Origin of the sequence: Arthrobacter sp. NPDC058192 (assembly GCF_042883665.1) — a bacterium.
Lineage (GTDB): Bacteria > Actinomycetota > Actinomycetes > Actinomycetales > Micrococcaceae > Arthrobacter.
Map to the genome: position 1 here is coordinate 40,319 of NZ_JBHVVJ010000009.1, position 18,367 is coordinate 58,685.

Below are 18,367 nucleotides of genomic sequence, written 5' to 3' on the forward strand. Positions count from 1 at the left end.
TTCTTGTTCGGAGCGTGGCGCCCCGGCCTAGGTGGCCAGGTGGGTGGGGGCGAACATCTTGAGCAGGGTTTCGACGACGACGACGTTGGGACCGTCCGCGGCGAAGCCCGCCTTCAGCGCGTCCCTGACGTCCCCGGGGGCGACCCGGACAGCGGGGACCCCGAAGGCCTCCGCCAGCTTGACGAAGTCGGGCCGGGCGAGCTCGGTGGCAGTGGCCTTGCCGAAGGCGCCGACCATGTATTCGCGCAGGATGCCGTAGCCGCCGTCGTCCACGATCAGCCAGGTGACCGGGATGTTGTGCTGCCGGGCGGTGGCCAGTTCGGAAATGGAGTACATGGCCGAGCCGTCGCCGGAGACGGCCAGCACCCTGGCGTTTCCGGCAGATGCGCCGCCGGAGCCGCCGGTGGTTTCGAGCCCGACGGCGCCGCCGATCGCGGCGGGGAAGCCGAAGCCCAGGCCGCCGGCGCCCTGGGCGGAGTGGAACTGGCCGTCGCGGGCGTCCCAGCAGCTCCAAGCCCAGTAGGCGGAGATGGTCATGTCCCAGAATGTCTGCATGCCCGCGGGAACGGCTTCGCGGATGTCGGCCATGAACTTCAGTTCCTTGCCGAGGTCCTGGACTTCGAGGCGGGTCCGGACCTTGGCCAGCGTGTCCTTGACCAGGGTTTCGGGAGGGGTTCCGCGCCAGTCGGCGCGTTCGCCGTGCGGTTCGGTCAGCGCCTCGTCCAGGGCCGCAAGAGCCTGGCCCGCGTCCGCACGGATGCCCAGGCCGGGACGGTTGGACTCCAGGACCCGGGGCTCGGCATCGATCTGGATGATCCGGCCGCGCGGTTCGAAGGTGAAGTAGTTCGAGGTCACCTCGCCCAGCGAGGAGCCGACCACGATCAGGACGTCGGCGTCCTCGAGGAGCTCGGTCATGTACCGGTCCTCGATCCAGGCCTGGAGCGAGAGCTCATGGTTCCAGGGAAATGCGCCGTTGCCCCCGGGGGTGCAGATCACCGGGGCGCGCAGCTTCTCCGCAAGCGAGAGCAGCGATTTCTCGGCCCCGCCGCGGCGCGTGCCGCCGCCGGCGATGATCGCGGGACGCTCCGACGCCGAGAGCCACTTCACGGCCTCGCGGACCAGCTCCACGCGGGGCGGGTTGTCCGCGGCTTCGGCCAGGGCATCCTCCACCGGAGGCACCACGATCGGGTCAAGCAGCACGTTCTGCGGGATCTCCAGCCACACCGGACCCTGCGGCGAGGAAATCGCCTCGGTCCAGGCATCCTGGATCGCCGACGGGATACCGGAGGCGTGCTGGATCAGCCGCTGGGACTTCGTGACGTTCGCGGCCGAGGCCTTCTGGTCATCGAGCTGGTGCAGCATGCCCTTGCGCCGGGCGCCCAGTCCCTCCAGCGGGATCTGGCTCGCCACCACCACCATGGGCACGCCGGTGGCGTAGGCCTCCTGCAGACCGGCCAGCGACGTCAGCGCGCCCGGACCGGTCGAGAGGAACAGCACCCCCACCTCGCCCGTGGCGCGGGAGTACCCGTCCGCCGCGAAGGCCGAGTTGTTCTCCACCCGGGACGAGACAAAATGCAGATTCCCGCGGCCCATCGCGTCAAACAAGCCCAGGGCGTGCTGGCCCGGGATGCCGAAGACAGTCTTCGCGCCCAGCGCCTCGAGTGTCTCGACGACGAGGTCCCCGCCGTTGCGTACCCCGCTCACAGCGAAACGGCCGGGGTAGCCACAGTGGAGCCGAAACCGGCCGGGCGGCGGGGTTCCTGGCCGAGGGCCTGGGCGGCGTAGCCGTTGGCGGCGCCAAAGCGGTCGCCTTCCACGGCGCGGTCCGCCATGAGGGTCACGAGTTCGTAGGCGACATGGCTTGCCGCCACCCCGGTGATCTCGGCGTGGTCATACGCGGGGGCGACCTCGACGACGTCGGCCCCCACCAGGTTCATGCCGCGGAAGCCGCGGATGATTTCCAGCAGCTCGCGGCTTGTGATGCCGCCGGCTTCCGGTGTGCCGGTGCCGGGGGCGTGGGCCGGGTCGAGGACGTCGATGTCGACTGAAATGTAGAGCGGGCGGTTGCCGATCCGGTCCCGGACCTTGGCCACCGTCTCCAGGACGCCCTGGTAATACACGTCCGCGGAGGTGACGATGCCGAAGCCGAAGCGGTGGTCGTCGTCGAGGTCCTTTTTGCCGTAGAGCGGGCCGCGGGTGCCAATGTGGCTGATGGCCTCGGTGTCCAGGATGCCTTCCTCGACGGCGCGGCGGAACGGCGTTCCGTGCGTGTATTCGGCACCGAAATAGGTGTCCCAGGTGTCCAGGTGCGCGTCGAAGTGCAGCATCGCAACGGGTTCCCCGGCCCGCTCGGCCGCGGCGCGCAGCAGTGGCAGGGCGATGGTGTGGTCCCCGCCGAGAGTCAGCAGCTTGCTGCCGGAGGCCGTGAGGTCCAGGGCGTTCTGCTGGATGGTTTCAATGGCCTCGTTGATGTTGAACGGGTTGACGGCCATGTCCCCGGCGTCGGCTACCTGGATGTTCTCGAAGGGGCTGACGTCCCAGGCCGGGTTGTACGGCCGCAGGAGCCGGCTCGCCTCGCGGACGTGGTTGGCCCCGAAACGGGCGCCGGGACGGTAGGAGACGCCCGAGTCGAAAGGCACGCCGACCACCGTGACGTCGGCCTTGGCCACCTGGTCCAGCCGAGGCAGGCGGGCGTAGGTGGCAGCCCCGGCGTAGCGCGGGATGCGGGATGAATCGATGGGGCCAAGGTTGCCATTGGCCTCGATGCGCAGCTCTTCCAAAAGAAGCCTCTCCTTCGAGGATTGACCGACGGTTGTGACAGTCATCATACACTCGAAGTTTCGTACCGCGCATCAATTGTTTACCAATCATGCAATGGCTTCCGCGCCCCGCTCCCCCGTCCGGACGCGGACGGCGTCCGTGACCTCAATGATCCAGATCTTGCCGTCCCCGAACTGGCCGGTGCGGCCGCCCGCTTCCACGGCGGCCAGAACGCCGGCCAGGCCGTCGTCGTTGACCAGCACTTCCACCCGCGCCTTGGGCAGCAGGTCGGAGCTGTATTCGGCGCCCCGGTACACCTCGGTGTGGCCCCGCTGCCGGCCGAAGCCGCTGGCCTGGCTCACGGTCAGGCCGTTGATGCCGGCACGTTCCAGGGCGGCGCTGACCGCGCCGACCCGCTCCGGCCGCACGATCGCCGTCACGAGCTTCATCTCGACACCTTCATTTCGACGCCGTTATCTCAACGCCGTCATCTCAACATCGTGCCGCGGACGGCAGCGTTGTCGCCCTCGGCGCGGGCCTCGGCGCGGGCCTCGGCTTCGGCCGGAGTCTCATGGTGAGCTTCGGCGCTGGCCTCGGTCTGCGAATGCGCGGCAGGGGACGCGGCATGCGGATCGCCGGGGTGGAAGCTGCCGCCGACCATGAGGAGTTCGTACGCCGTTTCGGCATGCTCGGTGACGTCGATGCCGGAGAGTTCGTCGGCCTCGGACACACGCATGCCGATGGTCTTGTGGATCGCGAAGCCGATCAGGGTGGTCATCACCGCGCTCCAGGCCGTGACGATCAGCGCGGTGAGGATCTGCGGCCAGAACTGCGCCAGACCGCCGCCGTAGAACAGTCCGCCGCCTGTTTTCGCGGAAGGAAGGGCGAAGAACCCCAGGGACAGCGTCCCCCATAGGCCGCCCACGAAGTGCACCGCTACGACGTCGAGCGAGTCATCCAGCCCGATCTTGAACTTCAGCCCGACGGCGAGGGCGCAGACGGCACCCGCGACCGTGCCGATCAGGATTGCCCCGACGGGGTCGATGAACCCGCAGGCCGGGGTGACGGCCACCAGTCCGGCGACGGCGCCGGAGGCGGCGCCAAGCGAGGTGGCATGCCCGTCGCGCAGCCGTTCCACGAACAGCCAGCCCAGCAGGGCGGCGCTGGTGGCCAGCAGCGTGTTGGTCCACGCCAGGGCGGCCGTGGCATCGGCGGCGAGTTCCGAGCCGGCGTTGAAACCGAACCAGCCGAACCAGAGGAGCCCCGCGCCGAGCATGACGAACGGCAGGTTGTGCGGCCGGATGTTCGGGTCCTTCATGAAGCCGAGCCGTTTGCCGAGCACCACCGCCAGCATCAGCCCGGCAATGCCGGCGTTCATGTGGACCACCGTGCCGCCGGCGAAGTCGAGGGCGGCGATCTTGCTGCCGATGATCCCGGTGGGCCCGAAGATGCCGCCACCCCAGACCCAGTGCGCAATCGGAGCATAGACAAGCGTGACCCAGAGGGCGGCGAAGAGGAGCCAGGGTCCGAACCTGACCCGTTCGGCGACCGCCCCGCTTATGAGGGCGACGGTGATGATGGCGAAGGTGGCCTGGAAGCCGATGAAGATCATGTCCGGCAGGCCGGCGGCTTTGGAGCCGATGCTGCTGGTCAGCCCGCTGAGGCCGAAGTTGGTGAAGGGATCCCCGACGAAGCCGCCCCACGTATCCGGTCCGAAGGCCAGGCCGTAGCCCCAGAGGGCCCAGACGACGGCCACCACGCCCATGGCGCCGAAACTCATCATCATGATGTTGAGGACCGATTTCATTCTGACCAGGCCGCCGTAGAAGAACGCCAGGCCGGGGGTCATCAGGAGGACCAGGGCGGACGCCGTGAGCATCCATGCCGTCGATCCGGGGTCAAGAGCCTGGGGATCGACGGCCATTCCTACTGCAAGCACAGAGAACTTCATTGCGGGAGCCTTCCTCGAGGGCCGGCGCTGCGAGGGTGCCGGATCGGCGAGACCATGTGATGTGGGACTGCTGCAAGTCCCCCCGCACGGAACGCTACCCACGGAGTGTTTCGGGAAGGCGCTCCTTATCTTGCGGGCACGTTACGGGACGGCCCCGGGGATTAAATTGCCATTTCCGGCACGTTTCCGGGATGTGACATACATCTCACCAAGGCCCGTCGCGGCCGGCCGACGTTCCTTCCCGGTTACTTCCACGCCCACTCCAGGCCCGCCCCGGGATTCAGCGTCTTTGCCGGCCGCGGAGCCGCCCCCGCGTCGTGCAACCGGGAAGGAACGCAGCCGGCGCCCGCCGATCGGCGTCCAAACAGCTGAATTGCCAGCAGAATTCAGTGTCCACATAGCCCCATTGCCGCCTTCCGCGCCAGAGGCCGACCCTATGGACTGGCGGCATGGACGCCATCAGCTACCTTGCCCAACTCGGCGGAGTCGCCCGGACCGGCCAGTTTTTGGTCGCGGGCTACTCCCGGACGGACATCGCCGGGCTGACGAGGGCGGGGGCGCGCCAACCCAGGCGAGGAGTGTTCATGCTCCCCGGGTGCCAGCCGGAGCTCGCTGCGGCCATTCGGCACAATGCCCGCGTCACCTGCGCCAGTGCCGCCGCGCACTACGGCCTCTGGCTTAGGGAGGTCCCGGCCCAGCACCATTTGGCCTGCAACCACGGACACGGAACCGGCTTCATCAGGCATCGGACCATCAGATTCGATGGCCCTCCCCAGCTGCCAGTGGCCGCGGTCGAGGACGTGGCGCTGCATGCGCTGTCGTGTTTGGGGCCGCCCGCATCAACAGCCCTGGCGACATCAGCCATGCGCTTGCACGGCATTCCCCTCGAATTGCTGAAGGCCCAGCTCATCGGCGACCGGTCGGGGCCGGTACTCCAGGCCCTGCGGCAGCTGGATTTACGCGCCGAGTCAATTGTGGAGGTGGATGCCCAGCATCTCTTCAAGGCAAACGGAATCGGCTTCGACGCCCAAGTCAAGCTCCCGGGAATCGGCCGGGTCGACTTCCTTGTTGAGGGATTCCTCATCGTGGAAGTGGACGGGTACGCATACCACTCCAACCGCGACGCTATGCGCCGGGACCTGGGACGCAACAACGCCTCCACGGTCAACGGGTTTGCCGTGCTGAGGTACATGCCGGAACACATCTGGTTTGAGCCGGAGCGTGTCATCGCCGAAATTCGGGCGGTGCTGGGCCGGACCCCGCGCAGCGTTCCGTGACGTTCCTGCCCGGTTGCCTCCGGGCACCACCCCGGACCGCCCGCTACATGCCGGGACTTCGCGGCCGCCCGCTACCTTCGCCGGCTCAGCAAGCGGGAAGGAGCGCAACGGCAGGCAGGCACCCCGCCGGCCCCTAGCGGCTGGCCGCCGGCACCAGCACCCACAGCACCTCGACGGCGTCGTCCGTGGGGTTGACCCAGGTGTGCGGTTCCCGCCCCGGGAACGTGACCGTGTCTCCGGTACTGAGTTCGAATTCTTCGTTGGTAAGGATCAGCCGGATGCTGCCTTTGACCACGTGCAGGACGTCGACGTCGCAGTCCACGGCGTAGAGTTCGGACTCCCCGCGCCCGCGCGGCTCGATGACAGCCTGAATGATCTGGACGCGGCGCTCGGAGCGTGCAGTCAGGAGCCGCTCGACGATCCCTTCGCCGCCAAGGGAGATCCGCGGACCCTCGTTCTGTTTGGTTAGGTGGGTTTCCGGTGCGGCGAAGAGGTCGCCGATCGAGATGGACAGGACCTGGCACAACGTCACCAGGGATGCGACCGACGGCGAGGTCAGGTCCCGCTCGACCCGGCTGAGGAATCCCTTGGTGAGCCCGGTGGCGTCGGCAACCTGTTCAATGGTGAGCCGCTGCGACTGCCGGGCGGCGCGGATCCTAGAACCGATGGCCACAGGAACGTTGCTCGGTTCTACCGGTAGAGCCTTCATATAGGAACCTTTCACGGCCGGCCGCTTGGCCCCATCATTGGAGCAATCCTAGCGGGAGCGGCCCTTCGTGACGCGGATGCGGCGGCGGCGCACCCTGCGCCTTGACTGTTACCGACATCACAGCATACTGTTTGGCAACATACGTTGCCTATGAGGCAATACCCGGCCGGTTCCTACAGGCACCAGCCGCCAACCACGTTCCGCAGCTGCCTGCTTGCCGGTCACACCGTCGTCGCCCGGCAATGCCCATACCCGCTGCCAAACAGCTCCAAGGAGCCCTCAATGGACGCAAGCTTCATCAACATCGCCATCGTGGTGGTGTATCTGGTCGCCATGCTGGCCTTCGGCTGGTGGGGCAAATCCCGCACCAAGAACAACAGCGACTTCCTCGTCGCCGGCCGCCGGCTCGGACCGTTCCTCTACACCGGCACCATGGCCGCCGTCGTGCTTGGCGGCGCCTCCACCGTCGGCGGCGTGGGCCTGGGCTACAAGTTCGGCATCTCCGGCATGTGGCTCGTGGTGGCCATCGGCGCCGGCGTGCTGCTGCTGAGCCTGCTCTTCGCCGGCACCATCCAAAAACTGAAGATCTACACCGTCTCCCAGATGCTGACCCTGCGCTACGGCAGCAAGGCCACGCAGACCTCCGGCATCGTCATGCTGGCCTACACGCTGATGCTCTGCGCCACCTCCACAGGCGCCTACGCCACCATCTTCGTGGTGCTCTTCGGCTGGGACCGCGCCCTCGCCATCGCCATCGGCGGGGCAATCGTGCTCATCTACTCAACAATCGGCGGCATGTGGTCCATCACGCTGGCCGACCAGGTCCAGTTTGTGATCAAGACGGTCGGCATCTTCGTGCTGATGCTGCCGTTCACGCTCAACGCCGCCGGCGGCCTGGACGGGATCCGCAGCCGGGTGGACGCCAGCTTCTTCCAGATCGACGGCATCGGCGCCCAGACGATCATCACCTACTTTGTGGTCTACACGCTCGGCCTGCTGATCGGCCAGGACATCTGGCAGCGCGTGTTCACCGCCAAGACCCCCGAGGTGGCGCGCTGGGGCGGCTCCACGGCCGGCATCTACTGCATCCTCTACGGTGCCGCCGGTGCCCTGATCGGCCTCGGCGCCCGCGTCGCCCTGCCGCAGATCGATGTCAAGGCCCTCGGCAAGGACGTCGTCTATGCTGAGGTCGCCACCCATCTGCTGCCCATCGGCATCGGCGGCCTCGTGCTCGCCGCGGCCGTCGCGGCCATGATGTCCACCGCCTCCGGCGCCCTCATCGCAGCCGCCACGGTGGCCCGCGCCGACGTGCTCCCGTTCGTCGCCGGCTGGTTCGGCAAGACCGTCAACACCGGCGACACCGACAACCCCGAACACGACGTCAAGGCGAACCGGATGTGGGTCCTCGGCCTCGGCGTCGTGGCGATCCTGATCGCCATCATCACCAAGGACGTCGTCGCCGCCCTGACGATTGCCTACGACATCCTCGTCGGCGGCCTGCTTGTGGCCATCCTCGGCGGCCTGGTGTGGAAGCGCGGCACCGGCGTCGCGGCCGCAGCGTCCATGGCAGTCGGCTCCGTCGTCACCCTCGGCACCATGATCATCCTGGAAGTCAACGCCGAAGTGCCGCTGGACGGCATTTACGCCAACGAGCCGATCTACTACGGCCTCATCGCCTCGGCGGTCGTCTACGCCGCAGTGTCGCTGCTGACTCCCCCGACAGATCCCGCGGTCATGCAGAACTGGCAGCGCCGTGTTGCCGGCGGTGCCACAGAGGGCGAGCAGGCCACCGCGCTGACTCACTAGGGGCCGGGCCCGCCAGGGACACCGCGGGCCTGAACGAAAGTCAACAAAAGTTAAAGCTCGACGGCGGCGCTCCCCTTCCGGGGTGCCGCCGTCGACCTTTAACACCGGTTCGACTGACTCCTGTTCGACGTCACTCGTTTTCCTCGGGCTCGAGGAACTCTTCCCCTTCCACAGGCACAACCGGCTTCTCGTCGTCCAGGAAGTCCGTCCGGTCCAGGGGAACCAGCCGATCGGCCTCCTCCAGAATCTCGTCCTCCTCGGTTTCGGGGACATCACTCACGGGCGCGTCCTCTGCGTAGTCGTACGCGGGATCGGACTCGAGCGAATCCCGCGACGGCTGGGGACCTGATCCAGTGCTGTTCATGATGCAACCTCCGTCTGGCAGCGGTGGCGGCAAGGGCTCCGGGAGCCCGCCCTGGGTTTCATTCGAACACCGTGAGCCCGGCCGGTCAAGGGTTCCCCACCGGCGCCGACCGCCGCCGCGGACGGTGCGCTGCGGCCTGCCGGTTACGGGCTCCCTAAACTCCCGGCTGAGGAAGACCGGCCGAAAATCCGCGGAATTACGGGGTAGTCTGGAGTGGCAATGGGGCCGGACCACGCCCGACCAAACCCAGGAGTTTTTTCGTGTCTCAGCACACCGAATCCAATCACAACGGCTCTCAGCAGCACTCTCCGGCACCAGCCTTAGCAGTACCCAGCGCCACGGACATCAAGCGCTGGCGCCAGTATCTGGCAGATGAACGGGCCGAGGCGGCCGTCTACCGCGACCTGGCGCAAAACCGCAGCGGCGAAGAACGCGCCATCCTGCTCGCCCTGGCCGAGGCGGAGGGCCGCCATGAGGCGCACTGGCTCAAACTGCTGGGCGAGCACGCGGGCAAGGACCGGCATGCGTCCTTCCGGAGCCGGTTCCTAGGGTTCCTGGCCCGCCACTTCGGCTCGGTCTTCGTCCTGGCCCTGGCGCAGCGGGCGGAGAGCCGCTCCCCGTACGCCACCGAACCGTCCGCCACGCCCGCCATGGTCGCCGACGAGCAGATCCATGAAGAAGTGGTCCGCGGGCTGGCCACCCGGGGCCGCAACCGGCTGGCGGGAACGTTCCGGGCCGCCGTCTTTGGCGCAAACGACGGGCTGGTGAGCAACCTTTCCCTCGTCATGGGCATGGCTGCCTCCGGCGTTGGAAGCCAGGTGGTGCTCCTGAGCGGTGTCGCCGGTCTGCTGGCCGGTGCGCTGTCCATGGGAGCCGGCGAGTTCATTTCCGTCCGTTCCCAGCGCGAGCTCCTCGCCGCGACCCGGCCCACCCAGATCACATTGGCGGCGGCGCCCTTGCTGGACATTGAACACAACGAACTGCTGCTGGTGTATCTGGCCCGCGGCATGTCCCGTGAGGCGGCCGAGCACCGCGTGGCCGAGCGGATGGGCCTGCTGGACTGCGACTGCGACCCGAGCCTGTCCCTGCAGCCGGAACTGCCGGAATCCGCTGACCAGCATGAGGCCGTCGGCACGGCGTGGGGCGCGGCGGCGTCGAGCTTCTGCTTCTTCGCGTCGGGCGCGATCGTGCCGATCATCCCGTTCCTGCTGGGCATGACGGGGCTTGCGGCGCTGGTGGTGTCCGGCGCGCTGGTCGGATTGGCGCTGCTGCTTACCGGGAGTGTTGTGGGTCTGCTCTCCGGCACCTCCCCCGCCACCCGGGGCCTGCGCCAGCTGGCCATCGGCATGGGGGCGGCAGCCGTCACGTACCTGCTGGGCATGGTCTTTGGGGCCGTGGTCGGCTAGTGGAAGGTCCCCCGTTCCGGGACCGCGGGCGGCGGTATAGCCGGCCCGCTACGGCCCTGCGGGTCGCCCGGAACCTTGGCGCAGCTGCCGTGATTGCTGTGGTGGCCTTCCTGGCGGCCGGGCTCCTGTATGGCGATCCGCGATTTACGGGCTTCTTCCAAGCCGGCCACGGAGCGGGCGACACCGCCGGCCAGACAGCCCAGAGCCGGCCCGCCGGTCCGCAGGCGGAACCGCGGACCGGCCGGGAGTCGGGTCAGCCCGCTGTGGCGGCGGATGCCCGGGACACTCCCCCGCCCGGGCACGAGGAACAGGACCATCCCCTCGGCCACCCGCGGAAGCCGGAGGTAGCCAGTTCTTCCTACAAGTTCCTGGCAACCAACCCCGACGGCAGTCCGGTGGGTTACTCGCCCTGCCGGCCGCTGCACTACGTCGTCAACGCGGCCCTTGCTCCGGAGGGCGCCGAACGGCTCGTGGAAGACTCCATCCGGACCACCTCGGAGGACACCGGGATCACTTTCATCTATGACGGCCCCACCAGCGAGACCCCCTCACCCACCCGCGCCCCGTACCAGAAGGACGCCTACGGGGACCGGTGGGCACCATTGCTGATCGCCTGGACCACGCCCGAACAGGCCCCGCAGCTCAAGGGCCCGGTGATTGGCACCGGCGGCAGCACCCACTTCAGTTTTGGTGACGGTCCCAAGAGCTTCGTCACCGGCAGCCTGGAACTGGACGCCCCGCAAATCGCTGAGGACCTGGGCCGTCCCGAGGGCGCGGGCTACGCCACGGCCGTGATCCTGCACGAGCTGGGCCATGTAATGGGCCTGGAGCACGTCGATGACCCCACCCAGCTGATGTATCCGGAGATTGAAACGCCCGAGGGGTTTAACGACGGCGACCTGAACGGACTCTATGAGCTCGGCCGCGCCCAGTGCCGCAAGGACCTCTGACGCTCCTCTCCCCCGTTGCGCTCTCACTTTTTGGCTGCCGGGCTTTTATGGCCCAACAGTGATAGCGCAACGGAGGAGGTGCGGGCGGGTCAGGAGACCTGGAGGCCGCCGTTGATGTCGTACGTGGCCGCGGTGATGTAGCCCGAGTCCTGGCCGAGCAGGAAGGCGATCAGGGCTGCCACTTCCTCGCGGGTGCCGACGCGTCCCATCATGATGCCTTCGGACATCTGCGCCTTGCGTTCCTCACTCAGCGTGCCGCCCATGATGTCGGTGTCGATCGGGCCGGGGGCAATGGCGTTGACGGTGACCCCGAATTCGCCCACCTCGCGGGCCAGTGCACGGGTGAAGCCGATGATTCCGGCCTTGGAGGCGCTGTAGGCGACCTTCGAGTAGGTGCCGCCGCCGCGCTGGGCCGAGATGGACGAGATGCTCACGATCCGGCCCAGCTTGCGTTCGATCATGCCTTTGAGGACCCGCTGGGAGACGATGAATGTTCCGCGCATGTTGATCGCGAACACCTTGTCCCATTCCTCCACGGTTGTTTCCATGAACGTCGTCGGGGAACTGATGCCGGCCAGGTTGGCCAGTGCGACGATCGGGGGCAGGGCGTCCTCGATTTCGGTGATGGCCCGGTCAACGGACGCCGCGTCAGACACATCGGCGCCCACACCCAGGGCCTTGACCGCACGGTTGGAGCCGATCTCGGCGGCAGCGGCCTTGGCGTCCTCGGCGTTGATATCCAGGATGGCGATGGACCAGCCTTCGCTGGCAAGGCGGTCGGCAGCGGCGCGGCCAATGCCGCGGGCCGATGCGGCGCCGGTCAGCACCACGGTGCGTTCGGTGGGGAAGGGGGTTACTTCAGTCATGGGGGTGCTTTCTGCTAGAGGGATTCAGTTGCGCGGGATTCGGTGGCGCGGGACTCAGTTGCCGAAACGGCGGTTGCCGGGGCAGAGACGCCTTCCGGACGCTTGCGGGCATAGAGGTAGGTGGCTACGCCGGTGATCGCCAGGCAGGCGGCGAGGAAGACGAGGCCGCTCTGGCTGTTGCCCGTGGTGTCCTTCAGGAGGCCGACGATGTACGGGGCCACGAAGCCGCCGAGGTTACCGAGCGAGTTGACCATCGCCAGGCCTGCTGCGGCCGCCGCGCCGGTCAGGGCGGCAGACGGCATGGCCAGGAAGGGTGCGATGGCCGAGTAGATGCCCATGGCCGCGAGGGTCAGGAAGACCATGGCAAGGACGGCGTTGACCGGAAGCAGGAACCCGGCGCCCAGGAGCCCGACGGCGGCGAGGATCATGCTGGCGCTGGCGTGCCAGACGCGGTTGCCCGTTCGGTCGGAGCGCTTGCTCCAGAAGTAGACGAAGACGGCGGCGATGGCGTACGGGATGAAGACGATGAAGCCGACTTCGGTGGTGTTGAACTTGCCGAGCGCCTTGACGATGGTCGGCAGCCACAGGCCCAGGCCGTAGATGCCGCAGACCAGGCCGAAATACAGGGCCGAGTAGGCGATGGTGCGGGGGTCCTTGAGGCCGGCCAGGAAGTTGTGGTTGCCGGCCTTCTGCTTGTCCGCGAGTTCCTTGTCCATGGTGGTGCTGAGCCATTCGCGCTCGTCCGGGGCCAGCCACTTGGCCTGGGCCGGACGGTCGGTCATGACGAACGGAGTGATGAGGCCCAGGATGATGGCCGGGATGCCCTCGAGGATGTAGAGCCACTGCCAGCCGTGGAGGCCGGCGACGCCTTCGAGGTTGAGCAGCAGGCCCGACACGGGAGCGCCGAGGGCGTTGGAGATCGGCTGCGCCAGGATGAAGATGCCAAGCACGGTGACGCGCTGCGCGGCGGGGAACCAGAGGGTGAGGTAGAACAGGACGGCCGGGAAGAAGCCGGCTTCTGCGGCGCCGAGCAGGAACCGGATGATGTAGAAGGTGGTCTCGCCGTTCACGAGGAACATCGCCGTGGCGAAGATGCCCCAGGTGATGAGGATCCGGGCGATCCATTTGCGGGCGCCGAACTTGTACATGCCTCCGTTGCTCGGAATCTCCAACAGGGCGTAGCCGAGGAAGAAGATGCCGGCGCCGAGGCCGTAGGCCGCCTCGGTCAGGCCGATGTCGCCCTGCATGCCGAGCTTGGCGAAGCCGACGTTGTTGCGGTCCAGGTAGGCGACGAAGTAGAGCAGGACAATCAGCGGCATGATGCGGCGGCGGACCTTGCGCAGCGTGCGCTCGCCCAGTTCGCCGAGCCCTGCGGGCTTGGGGGTTATCAGAGTCATCATCGACCTTCTTGGGTGTTGTTCCGTCCGGCAGCCGTGCCGGGATGGAATTCAGCGGGTGTGGGGGCGCCCTGCCCGCGGTGAGCACGGAACAGGTCGACCTGTTGAGTCAGATGTCAGACATCTGACTCAAGAACTAGCCACGAGCCTAGAACGTGATCCGCATTACGTCAAGGCGGCTCGGGCCGGGTCAGGTCTTGGCGCCCCGGACGTAGCGCTCGTAATCCGCGTTGGTCTGGTCCATGTGCGCATCCATCGCCCGCCGCGAGCGCTCGGCATCGCCGCTGAGGATGCCGTCGAGAACCCGCTGGTGGTAGTCGATGGCGTGTTCCTGGATGACGTTCACGGCGGACGTCTCGCGGCGGGTCATGTACAGCAGCTGGCCGAGCTGGGCGAACAGGGCCCGGACAAAGGGGTTGCCTGAGGCCTTCAAAACGGCGTCGTGGAATCCAATGTCCGCTTCCACGAACCGGTCCAGGTCGCCGGACTCGTGGAAACGCTTCATGTCAGCGATGCACTGGTGCATCCGCTCGGCGTGCTCCGGGGTATAGCGTGTGGCGGCCAGCGCGGCCGCCCCGGTCTCCACCATGCGGCGGATCTCGATCAGTCCCACCGAAACCTGCTCGGCGCCGTTGCCGTGCGAGGCCGCCTTGAAGATCGCGTCCAGGCCGGTCCAGTTGTCCGTGGGATTGACGAAGGTTCCCCTGCCGGCCTTCACGTAGAGAATGTTCTGCGCCCGGAGCGCCTTGAGGGCTTCACGCACGGTCAGCCGGCTGACGCCGTACGCCGCGGCGATCTCCGCTTCCGGCGGAAGCGCGCTGTGGGGCTGCAGCTTTCCGTCGAGGATCTCCGTCAGCAGGCCGTCAACCAGATCGTCGACCAGTGACCTGCGGCCCATCCCAGTTCCTACCTTCAGTCGCGGCTCGTGCTGGCATCCACATTACCCAAGTCCCCCGCCGCAGCCATGTTTCCACCGGGGTCCCCCGTTGCGCTGTCACTTTTGGTGGTCATTCCGGGGGTTTAAACGCCAAGAGTGTTTGGGCAACGGGAGGACCGATTGTGTTGCAGAATGGGGCATGCAGACATCCCGCAGCCAGACTTCCCGCAGTTCCGTCGGCGACCGGCCGCCGCGCATCGGCGTTCCGGTCCGGCTCACCAGCTCTTCTAATCCCGACCCGCGCGTCGCAAAAGCCAACGGGTTGTTCGAGCACATAGTGGAGTTGTTGCGTGAGGGCGGCGGCGAACCGGTGCCGCTCACGGCTGCGGGGCCGCACGACGCCGGCCTGACGGCGGCGCTGGAGTCTCTCGACGGCGTCGTGCTTCCCGGGGGCGGCGACGTCGACCCCGTCCGCTACGGCGAGCAGCCAAGCGTCGTCTGCTACGACGTCAACGATGCCCAGGACGAGTTGGATACGGCGGTGGCGACGTTCGCGATCGACGCCGGGCTGCCCGTACTCGGGATCTGCCGCGGGCACCAGCTGCTCAACGTGCTCTACGGTGGCACCCTCGTCCAGGACATGGCACCGGGGACAGTGGCGCACCGCAGGCCGGCACTTTCGGACGGCACGGGTTCGTGGGCCTGGCACGAGGTGGCGGTACAGGCCGGCTCCAAGGTGGCAGCCCTTTACGGCAGCGAAGCCGGCGCAGTGACCGTGAAGATTGCCTCCGGCCACCACCAGGCCGTGGCCCGGGTCGCCGGGGGCCTGCAGGTGAGCGCCGTGGCCGAGGACGGGACGGTCGAGGCCCTGGAGGATCCGGAACGCTGGGTGGCGTCAGTGCAGTGGCATCCCGAAGCCGTGGAACTTCCGGCCAGCGAGCGGCTCGCACCCTTCCGGGCCTTCGTCGAGGTGTGCCGGAACCGGCCCTAAGGCCGGAACCGGACACCTGCATGCCGGGCACGGGCGGCGCGCGCCCGATACTTGCCCTCAGCTGGCCACGCTTACCGTCACACTAACCGGGGCGCCGGTGGCCAGTGATTCCTGCGCCGCATCCGCCACCCGGGACGCTGCTACGGCGTCTTCAGGGGTGCAGGGGTTCTCCCGGGCGCCAATGATGAGTTCGACGAAGGCCGCCATCTCGGAGCGGTACGCCGTCTCGAACCGCTCGGCAAACGTCCGGTGCGGCTGCCCGGCGGGGAACGTGACCCCGGCCTCGGCGGAGGCCAGCGCCGTCCTGTCGTCCAGGCCCACCAGCAGCGAACCGCGGGAACCTTGGATCTCCAGCCGCACGTCGTGGCCCGCCCCGTTGTAGCGGCTGGCGGAGACGGTTCCCATGGTGCCGTCGTCGAACGTCACCAGCGCCAGGGCCGTGTCCACATCGCCGGCTTCGCCAATGGCCGGGTCCCCGTTGTTGGAGCCCTTGGCGTAGACCTCGACGATTTCCCGGCCGGTGAGCCAGCGCAGGATATCGAAATCGTGGACCGAGCAGTCCCGGAAGAGCCCGCCGGAGCCGGCCAGGAACTCGACCGGCGGCGGCGTCATGTCGCACGTGACGGCACGGAGCGAATGGATCCACCCCAGCTCGCCGGCCTGGTAGGCGCGGCGGGCCTCAAGGTAGCCGGCGTCGAACCGGCGCTGGTGCCCGATCTGCACCACGCCGCGCCGGTCCCGGATGTAGTCCAGCACCGGCAGGGCGTCAGCCACGTTCAGGGCCACGGGTTTTTCGCAAAAGACCGGGATTCCGGCGTCCACCCCGGCCGTGATGAGCTCGGGGTGCGTTCCGGTTCCGGTGGCGACCACCAGGCCGTCCACACCGGAGGCGAGCAGAGCCTCGACGGACGGCAGGAACTCGGCGCCGACACCGGATGCCACCGTCCGGGCATGTTCCTCGGCCACGTCCGTGAGCCGCAGGCGGACCCGGATCCCCTGCGGATCCAGGACCTCGTTGAGTGCGGTGATGTTGGTGGCGTGCATGACCCCGATCCGGCCAACGCCGACCAGCCCGAGGACGACGTCCTTCATGCGACGGCCTTGGCTGCGACGGTGAAGGCCGCCCGGAATGCCTCCAGCGCCGCGTCGCCGTCAGCGCTGGAGCTGCCACCACTGGCATAGGCTTCCATGCCCACGGTCCCTTCGTAGCCGGCCTCCGCGAGCGCACTGGCGACGGCGGCGTAGTTGATTTCCCCGGTTCCGGGTTCACAGCGGCCGGGAACGTCGGCCACCTGGATCTCGCCGAGGTAAGGCAGTGCGCTGCGGACCAGCTCGATCAGGTTCCCCTCCCCCATTTGGGCGTGGTAGAGATCCAGCATGAGCCTGGCGTTTGGGTGCCCGGCGGCCTGCACGAGCGCCAGGGTGTCCTTGGCGCGGGCGAGGGGGATGCCCGGATGGTCGAGGATGGTGTTGAGGTTCTCGAGGCAGAATGTCACCCCGTATTTCTCGCCGAGCCTGCCAAGCCGTTCCAGTGTCCGGGCACCGGTGGCCCACATCTGGCCGGTGGGCCGGTAGACCGGACGGGCCGCGTGGCCCTCGATGAGCTCAGCCGGGTGGACCACCATCCGGCTGACGCCCAGTTCCAGGGCGGTTGGGATCAGCGACTCGGCGCTCCGTACGACGTCGTCGGCCGTGTCCGGGTCCACCAGGCTGCCGGAGGTGTATCCCGTCATGGACGAAAACACCGCCCCGGTGGCTTTGAGGGCACCGATGTCCTTGGTCCGGGAGTCCCAGAGTTCGACGTCGAAACCCGCCTCATGGATCCTGCGCACCCGTTCCGTAAAAGGCAGGTCAGCGAAGACCATCTCCGCGCAGACGGCGAGCCGCATCAGCGGACCGCCACAGCGGTGACGGCCACTGGCGTGCCCTGCTTGACGGATTCTATGCAGGCCAGGGCAATGGCCAGCGCACGGCGGGCGTCATCGGCGCCCGGCGTCAGGGGGAAGGACTTCGCCGGCGGCGAGGTGGGCTCGCGCCGCGCCCGGACCTCATCGGCGAAGTCCACAAGCTCATCCGTGTAGGCCTGGCGGAAGAGTTCGACGTTCAGCCGTGGAGTGTCCGCGGACGTCCCTTCGGCGGTAAACCTCCGGGCGGCGGTTTCGGTGGAACGGCCGGCCTGGACCATGCCGCGGGAGCCGAAGACTTCCCCGCGGACGTCGTAGCCGTAGAGGGCGCTGAAGTTGGCCTCGGCGACGGCGATCGCGCCGTTGCTGTAGCGAATGGTCACCACGGCCGTGTCCAGGAAGCCTTGGTCCCGCAGTCCCGGCTCCACGAGCGCGTCGGCAGCGGCGTAGACCTCCACGGGCTCGGCGCCTTCGTTGAACCAGTTGAGGGTGTCGAAGTCGTGGATCAGGGTCTCGAGGAAAATGGTCCAGGCCGGAATCCTCGCGGCGTGGCCGATGCTCCCGGTGCCCGGGTCCCGGGTCAGTGAACGCAGGAGTTGCGGTACCCCCGCGATTCCGGCGGCGAGGTCCTTCTTGGCTGCCTGGAAATCCGCAGCATACCGGCGGTTGAAGCCGATCTGGAAGTGGACTCCGGCGGCGTCGACGGTGGCAAGGGCGGCGTCGAGTTCCTCGAGTGCGAGTCCGGCGGGCTTTTCGCAGAAGACGTGCTTCCCGGCGGCTGCGGCCTGGCCGATCAGCGCGGAGTGGAAGCGCGCGGGACTGGCGATGACGACGGCGTCGATCTCCGGGTCGGCGAGGATGTCGGCAGCGTCGGCGGTGACCTTCGCGGTGCCGAGTGTGCCGGCCAGCGCTTCGGCGGATTCCAGGTTCGGATCAGCGATGGCGGCCAGGACGGCGCCGGGGACCCGGCGGGCGATGCTTTCGGCGTGGAAGGCGCCCATCCAGCCCGAGCCGATCAGTCCCATCCGGACCGGCACGCGCGCCGGCACGGAGGGGTCAGCGGGGTTGCGGTTGAGGTAAGCCAAAGGGTTGTCCTTTCGAGAACTGGG

At 67.8% G+C, this 18,367-nt stretch carries 17 protein-coding genes; 5 read left to right on the plus strand and 12 right to left on the minus strand.

The window, feature by feature from the left end:
* Positions 1 to 27 precede the first annotated feature (27 nt).
* The 4 genes from ACFVVK_RS10640 to ACFVVK_RS10655 form a co-directional block, all read right to left on the minus strand.
* Positions 28 to 1,704, minus strand: coding sequence for a thiamine pyrophosphate-binding protein (locus ACFVVK_RS10640; protein ID WP_390266388.1), 1,677 nt, complete (start codon positions 1,702 to 1,704; stop codon positions 28 to 30).
* A complete protein-coding gene (speB, locus tag ACFVVK_RS10645; RefSeq protein ID WP_390266518.1) occupies positions 1,701 to 2,780 on the minus strand; it encodes an agmatinase in 1,080 nt (359 codons plus the stop codon). The genes ACFVVK_RS10640 and speB overlap by 4 nt, the downstream gene beginning before the upstream one ends.
* A gap of 87 nt (positions 2,781 to 2,867) precedes the next feature.
* Positions 2,868 to 3,209 (minus strand): P-II family nitrogen regulator, encoded by a 342-nt coding sequence (locus tag ACFVVK_RS10650; RefSeq protein WP_390266389.1) that lies wholly within the window; start codon positions 3,207 to 3,209, stop codon positions 2,868 to 2,870.
* Between the two features lie 38 nt (positions 3,210 to 3,247).
* On the minus strand, positions 3,248 to 4,711 hold the full coding sequence (locus ACFVVK_RS10655; protein ID WP_390266390.1) for an ammonium transporter: 1,464 nt from the start codon (positions 4,709 to 4,711) through the stop codon (positions 3,248 to 3,250).
* Positions 4,712 to 5,160: 449 nt separating this feature from the next.
* Between ACFVVK_RS10655 and ACFVVK_RS10660 the strand changes: the two genes are divergently transcribed.
* A complete protein-coding gene (locus ACFVVK_RS10660; RefSeq protein ID WP_390266391.1) occupies positions 5,161 to 5,988 on the plus strand; it encodes a DUF559 domain-containing protein in 828 nt (275 codons plus the stop codon).
* Between the two features lie 133 nt (positions 5,989 to 6,121).
* Here ACFVVK_RS10660 and ACFVVK_RS10665 read toward each other — a convergent pair whose 3' ends face one another.
* Positions 6,122 to 6,697 (minus strand): helix-turn-helix domain-containing protein, encoded by a 576-nt coding sequence (locus tag ACFVVK_RS10665; RefSeq protein WP_018775913.1) that lies wholly within the window; start codon positions 6,695 to 6,697, stop codon positions 6,122 to 6,124.
* 282 nt (positions 6,698 to 6,979) lie between these two features.
* Here ACFVVK_RS10665 and ACFVVK_RS10670 point away from each other — a divergent pair, with 282 nt between their 5' ends.
* Positions 6,980 to 8,503 carry a sodium:solute symporter gene (locus tag ACFVVK_RS10670; protein ID WP_390266392.1) on the plus strand — a complete coding sequence of 508 codons (1,524 nt, stop codon included), beginning with the start codon at positions 6,980 to 6,982 and terminating at the stop codon, positions 8,501 to 8,503.
* A gap of 130 nt (positions 8,504 to 8,633) precedes the next feature.
* On the opposite strand, the gene ACFVVK_RS10675 is transcribed toward ACFVVK_RS10670, so the two are convergent.
* Positions 8,634 to 8,867: a hypothetical protein gene (locus ACFVVK_RS10675; protein WP_390266393.1), complete on the minus strand. Its 234-nt coding sequence runs from the start codon at positions 8,865 to 8,867 to the stop codon at positions 8,634 to 8,636.
* 260 nt (positions 8,868 to 9,127) lie between these two features.
* Between ACFVVK_RS10675 and ACFVVK_RS10680 the strand changes: the two genes are divergently transcribed.
* Positions 9,128 to 10,273: a VIT1/CCC1 transporter family protein gene (locus tag ACFVVK_RS10680; RefSeq protein WP_390266394.1), complete on the plus strand. Its 1,146-nt coding sequence runs from the start codon at positions 9,128 to 9,130 to the stop codon at positions 10,271 to 10,273.
* Complete coding sequence (locus ACFVVK_RS10685) at positions 10,273 to 11,223, plus strand: matrixin family metalloprotease (RefSeq protein WP_390266395.1); 951 nt, start codon at positions 10,273 to 10,275, stop codon at positions 11,221 to 11,223. Before ACFVVK_RS10680 ends, ACFVVK_RS10685 begins: the two co-directional genes overlap by 1 nt.
* 89 nt (positions 11,224 to 11,312) lie before the next feature.
* Here the strand turns inward: ACFVVK_RS10685 and ACFVVK_RS10690 are convergent, their stop codons facing one another.
* The 3 genes from ACFVVK_RS10690 to ACFVVK_RS10700 all read right to left on the minus strand — a co-directional run bounded on the left by ACFVVK_RS10690 (position 11,313) and on the right by ACFVVK_RS10700 (position 14,384).
* A complete protein-coding gene (locus ACFVVK_RS10690) occupies positions 11,313 to 12,089 on the minus strand; it encodes an SDR family NAD(P)-dependent oxidoreductase (protein ID WP_390266396.1) in 777 nt (258 codons plus the stop codon).
* Between the two features lie 14 nt (positions 12,090 to 12,103).
* A complete protein-coding gene (locus ACFVVK_RS10695) occupies positions 12,104 to 13,489 on the minus strand; it encodes an MFS transporter (protein ID WP_390266397.1) in 1,386 nt (461 codons plus the stop codon).
* 187 nt (positions 13,490 to 13,676) lie between these two features.
* The gene (locus ACFVVK_RS10700) at positions 13,677 to 14,384 is read right to left on the minus strand and encodes a FadR/GntR family transcriptional regulator (protein WP_390266398.1); all 708 of its coding nucleotides are present in this window, start codon (positions 14,382 to 14,384) and stop codon (positions 13,677 to 13,679) included.
* Between the two features lie 178 nt (positions 14,385 to 14,562).
* Between ACFVVK_RS10700 and ACFVVK_RS10705 the strand changes: the two genes are divergently transcribed.
* Positions 14,563 to 15,354 (plus strand): gamma-glutamyl-gamma-aminobutyrate hydrolase family protein, encoded by a 792-nt coding sequence (locus tag ACFVVK_RS10705; RefSeq protein WP_390266399.1) that lies wholly within the window; start codon positions 14,563 to 14,565, stop codon positions 15,352 to 15,354.
* Between the two features lie 57 nt (positions 15,355 to 15,411).
* Here the strand turns inward: ACFVVK_RS10705 and ACFVVK_RS10710 are convergent, their stop codons facing one another.
* Genes ACFVVK_RS10710 through ACFVVK_RS10720 form a run of 3 tightly spaced genes read right to left on the minus strand, consistent with a single transcriptional unit; the run spans position 15,412 to position 18,343 of the window.
* Complete coding sequence (locus ACFVVK_RS10710; RefSeq protein ID WP_390266400.1) at positions 15,412 to 16,446, minus strand: Gfo/Idh/MocA family oxidoreductase; 1,035 nt, start codon at positions 16,444 to 16,446, stop codon at positions 15,412 to 15,414.
* Positions 16,443 to 17,243, minus strand: coding sequence for a TIM barrel protein (locus ACFVVK_RS10715; RefSeq protein ID WP_390266401.1), 801 nt, complete (start codon positions 17,241 to 17,243; stop codon positions 16,443 to 16,445). Before ACFVVK_RS10715 ends, ACFVVK_RS10710 begins: the two co-directional genes overlap by 4 nt.
* Entirely contained in the window at positions 17,243 to 18,343 is a 1,101-nt protein-coding gene (locus ACFVVK_RS10720; RefSeq protein WP_390266402.1) for a Gfo/Idh/MocA family oxidoreductase, read from the minus strand. Before ACFVVK_RS10720 ends, ACFVVK_RS10715 begins: the two co-directional genes overlap by 1 nt.
* Positions 18,344 to 18,367: the final 24 nt, after the last annotated feature.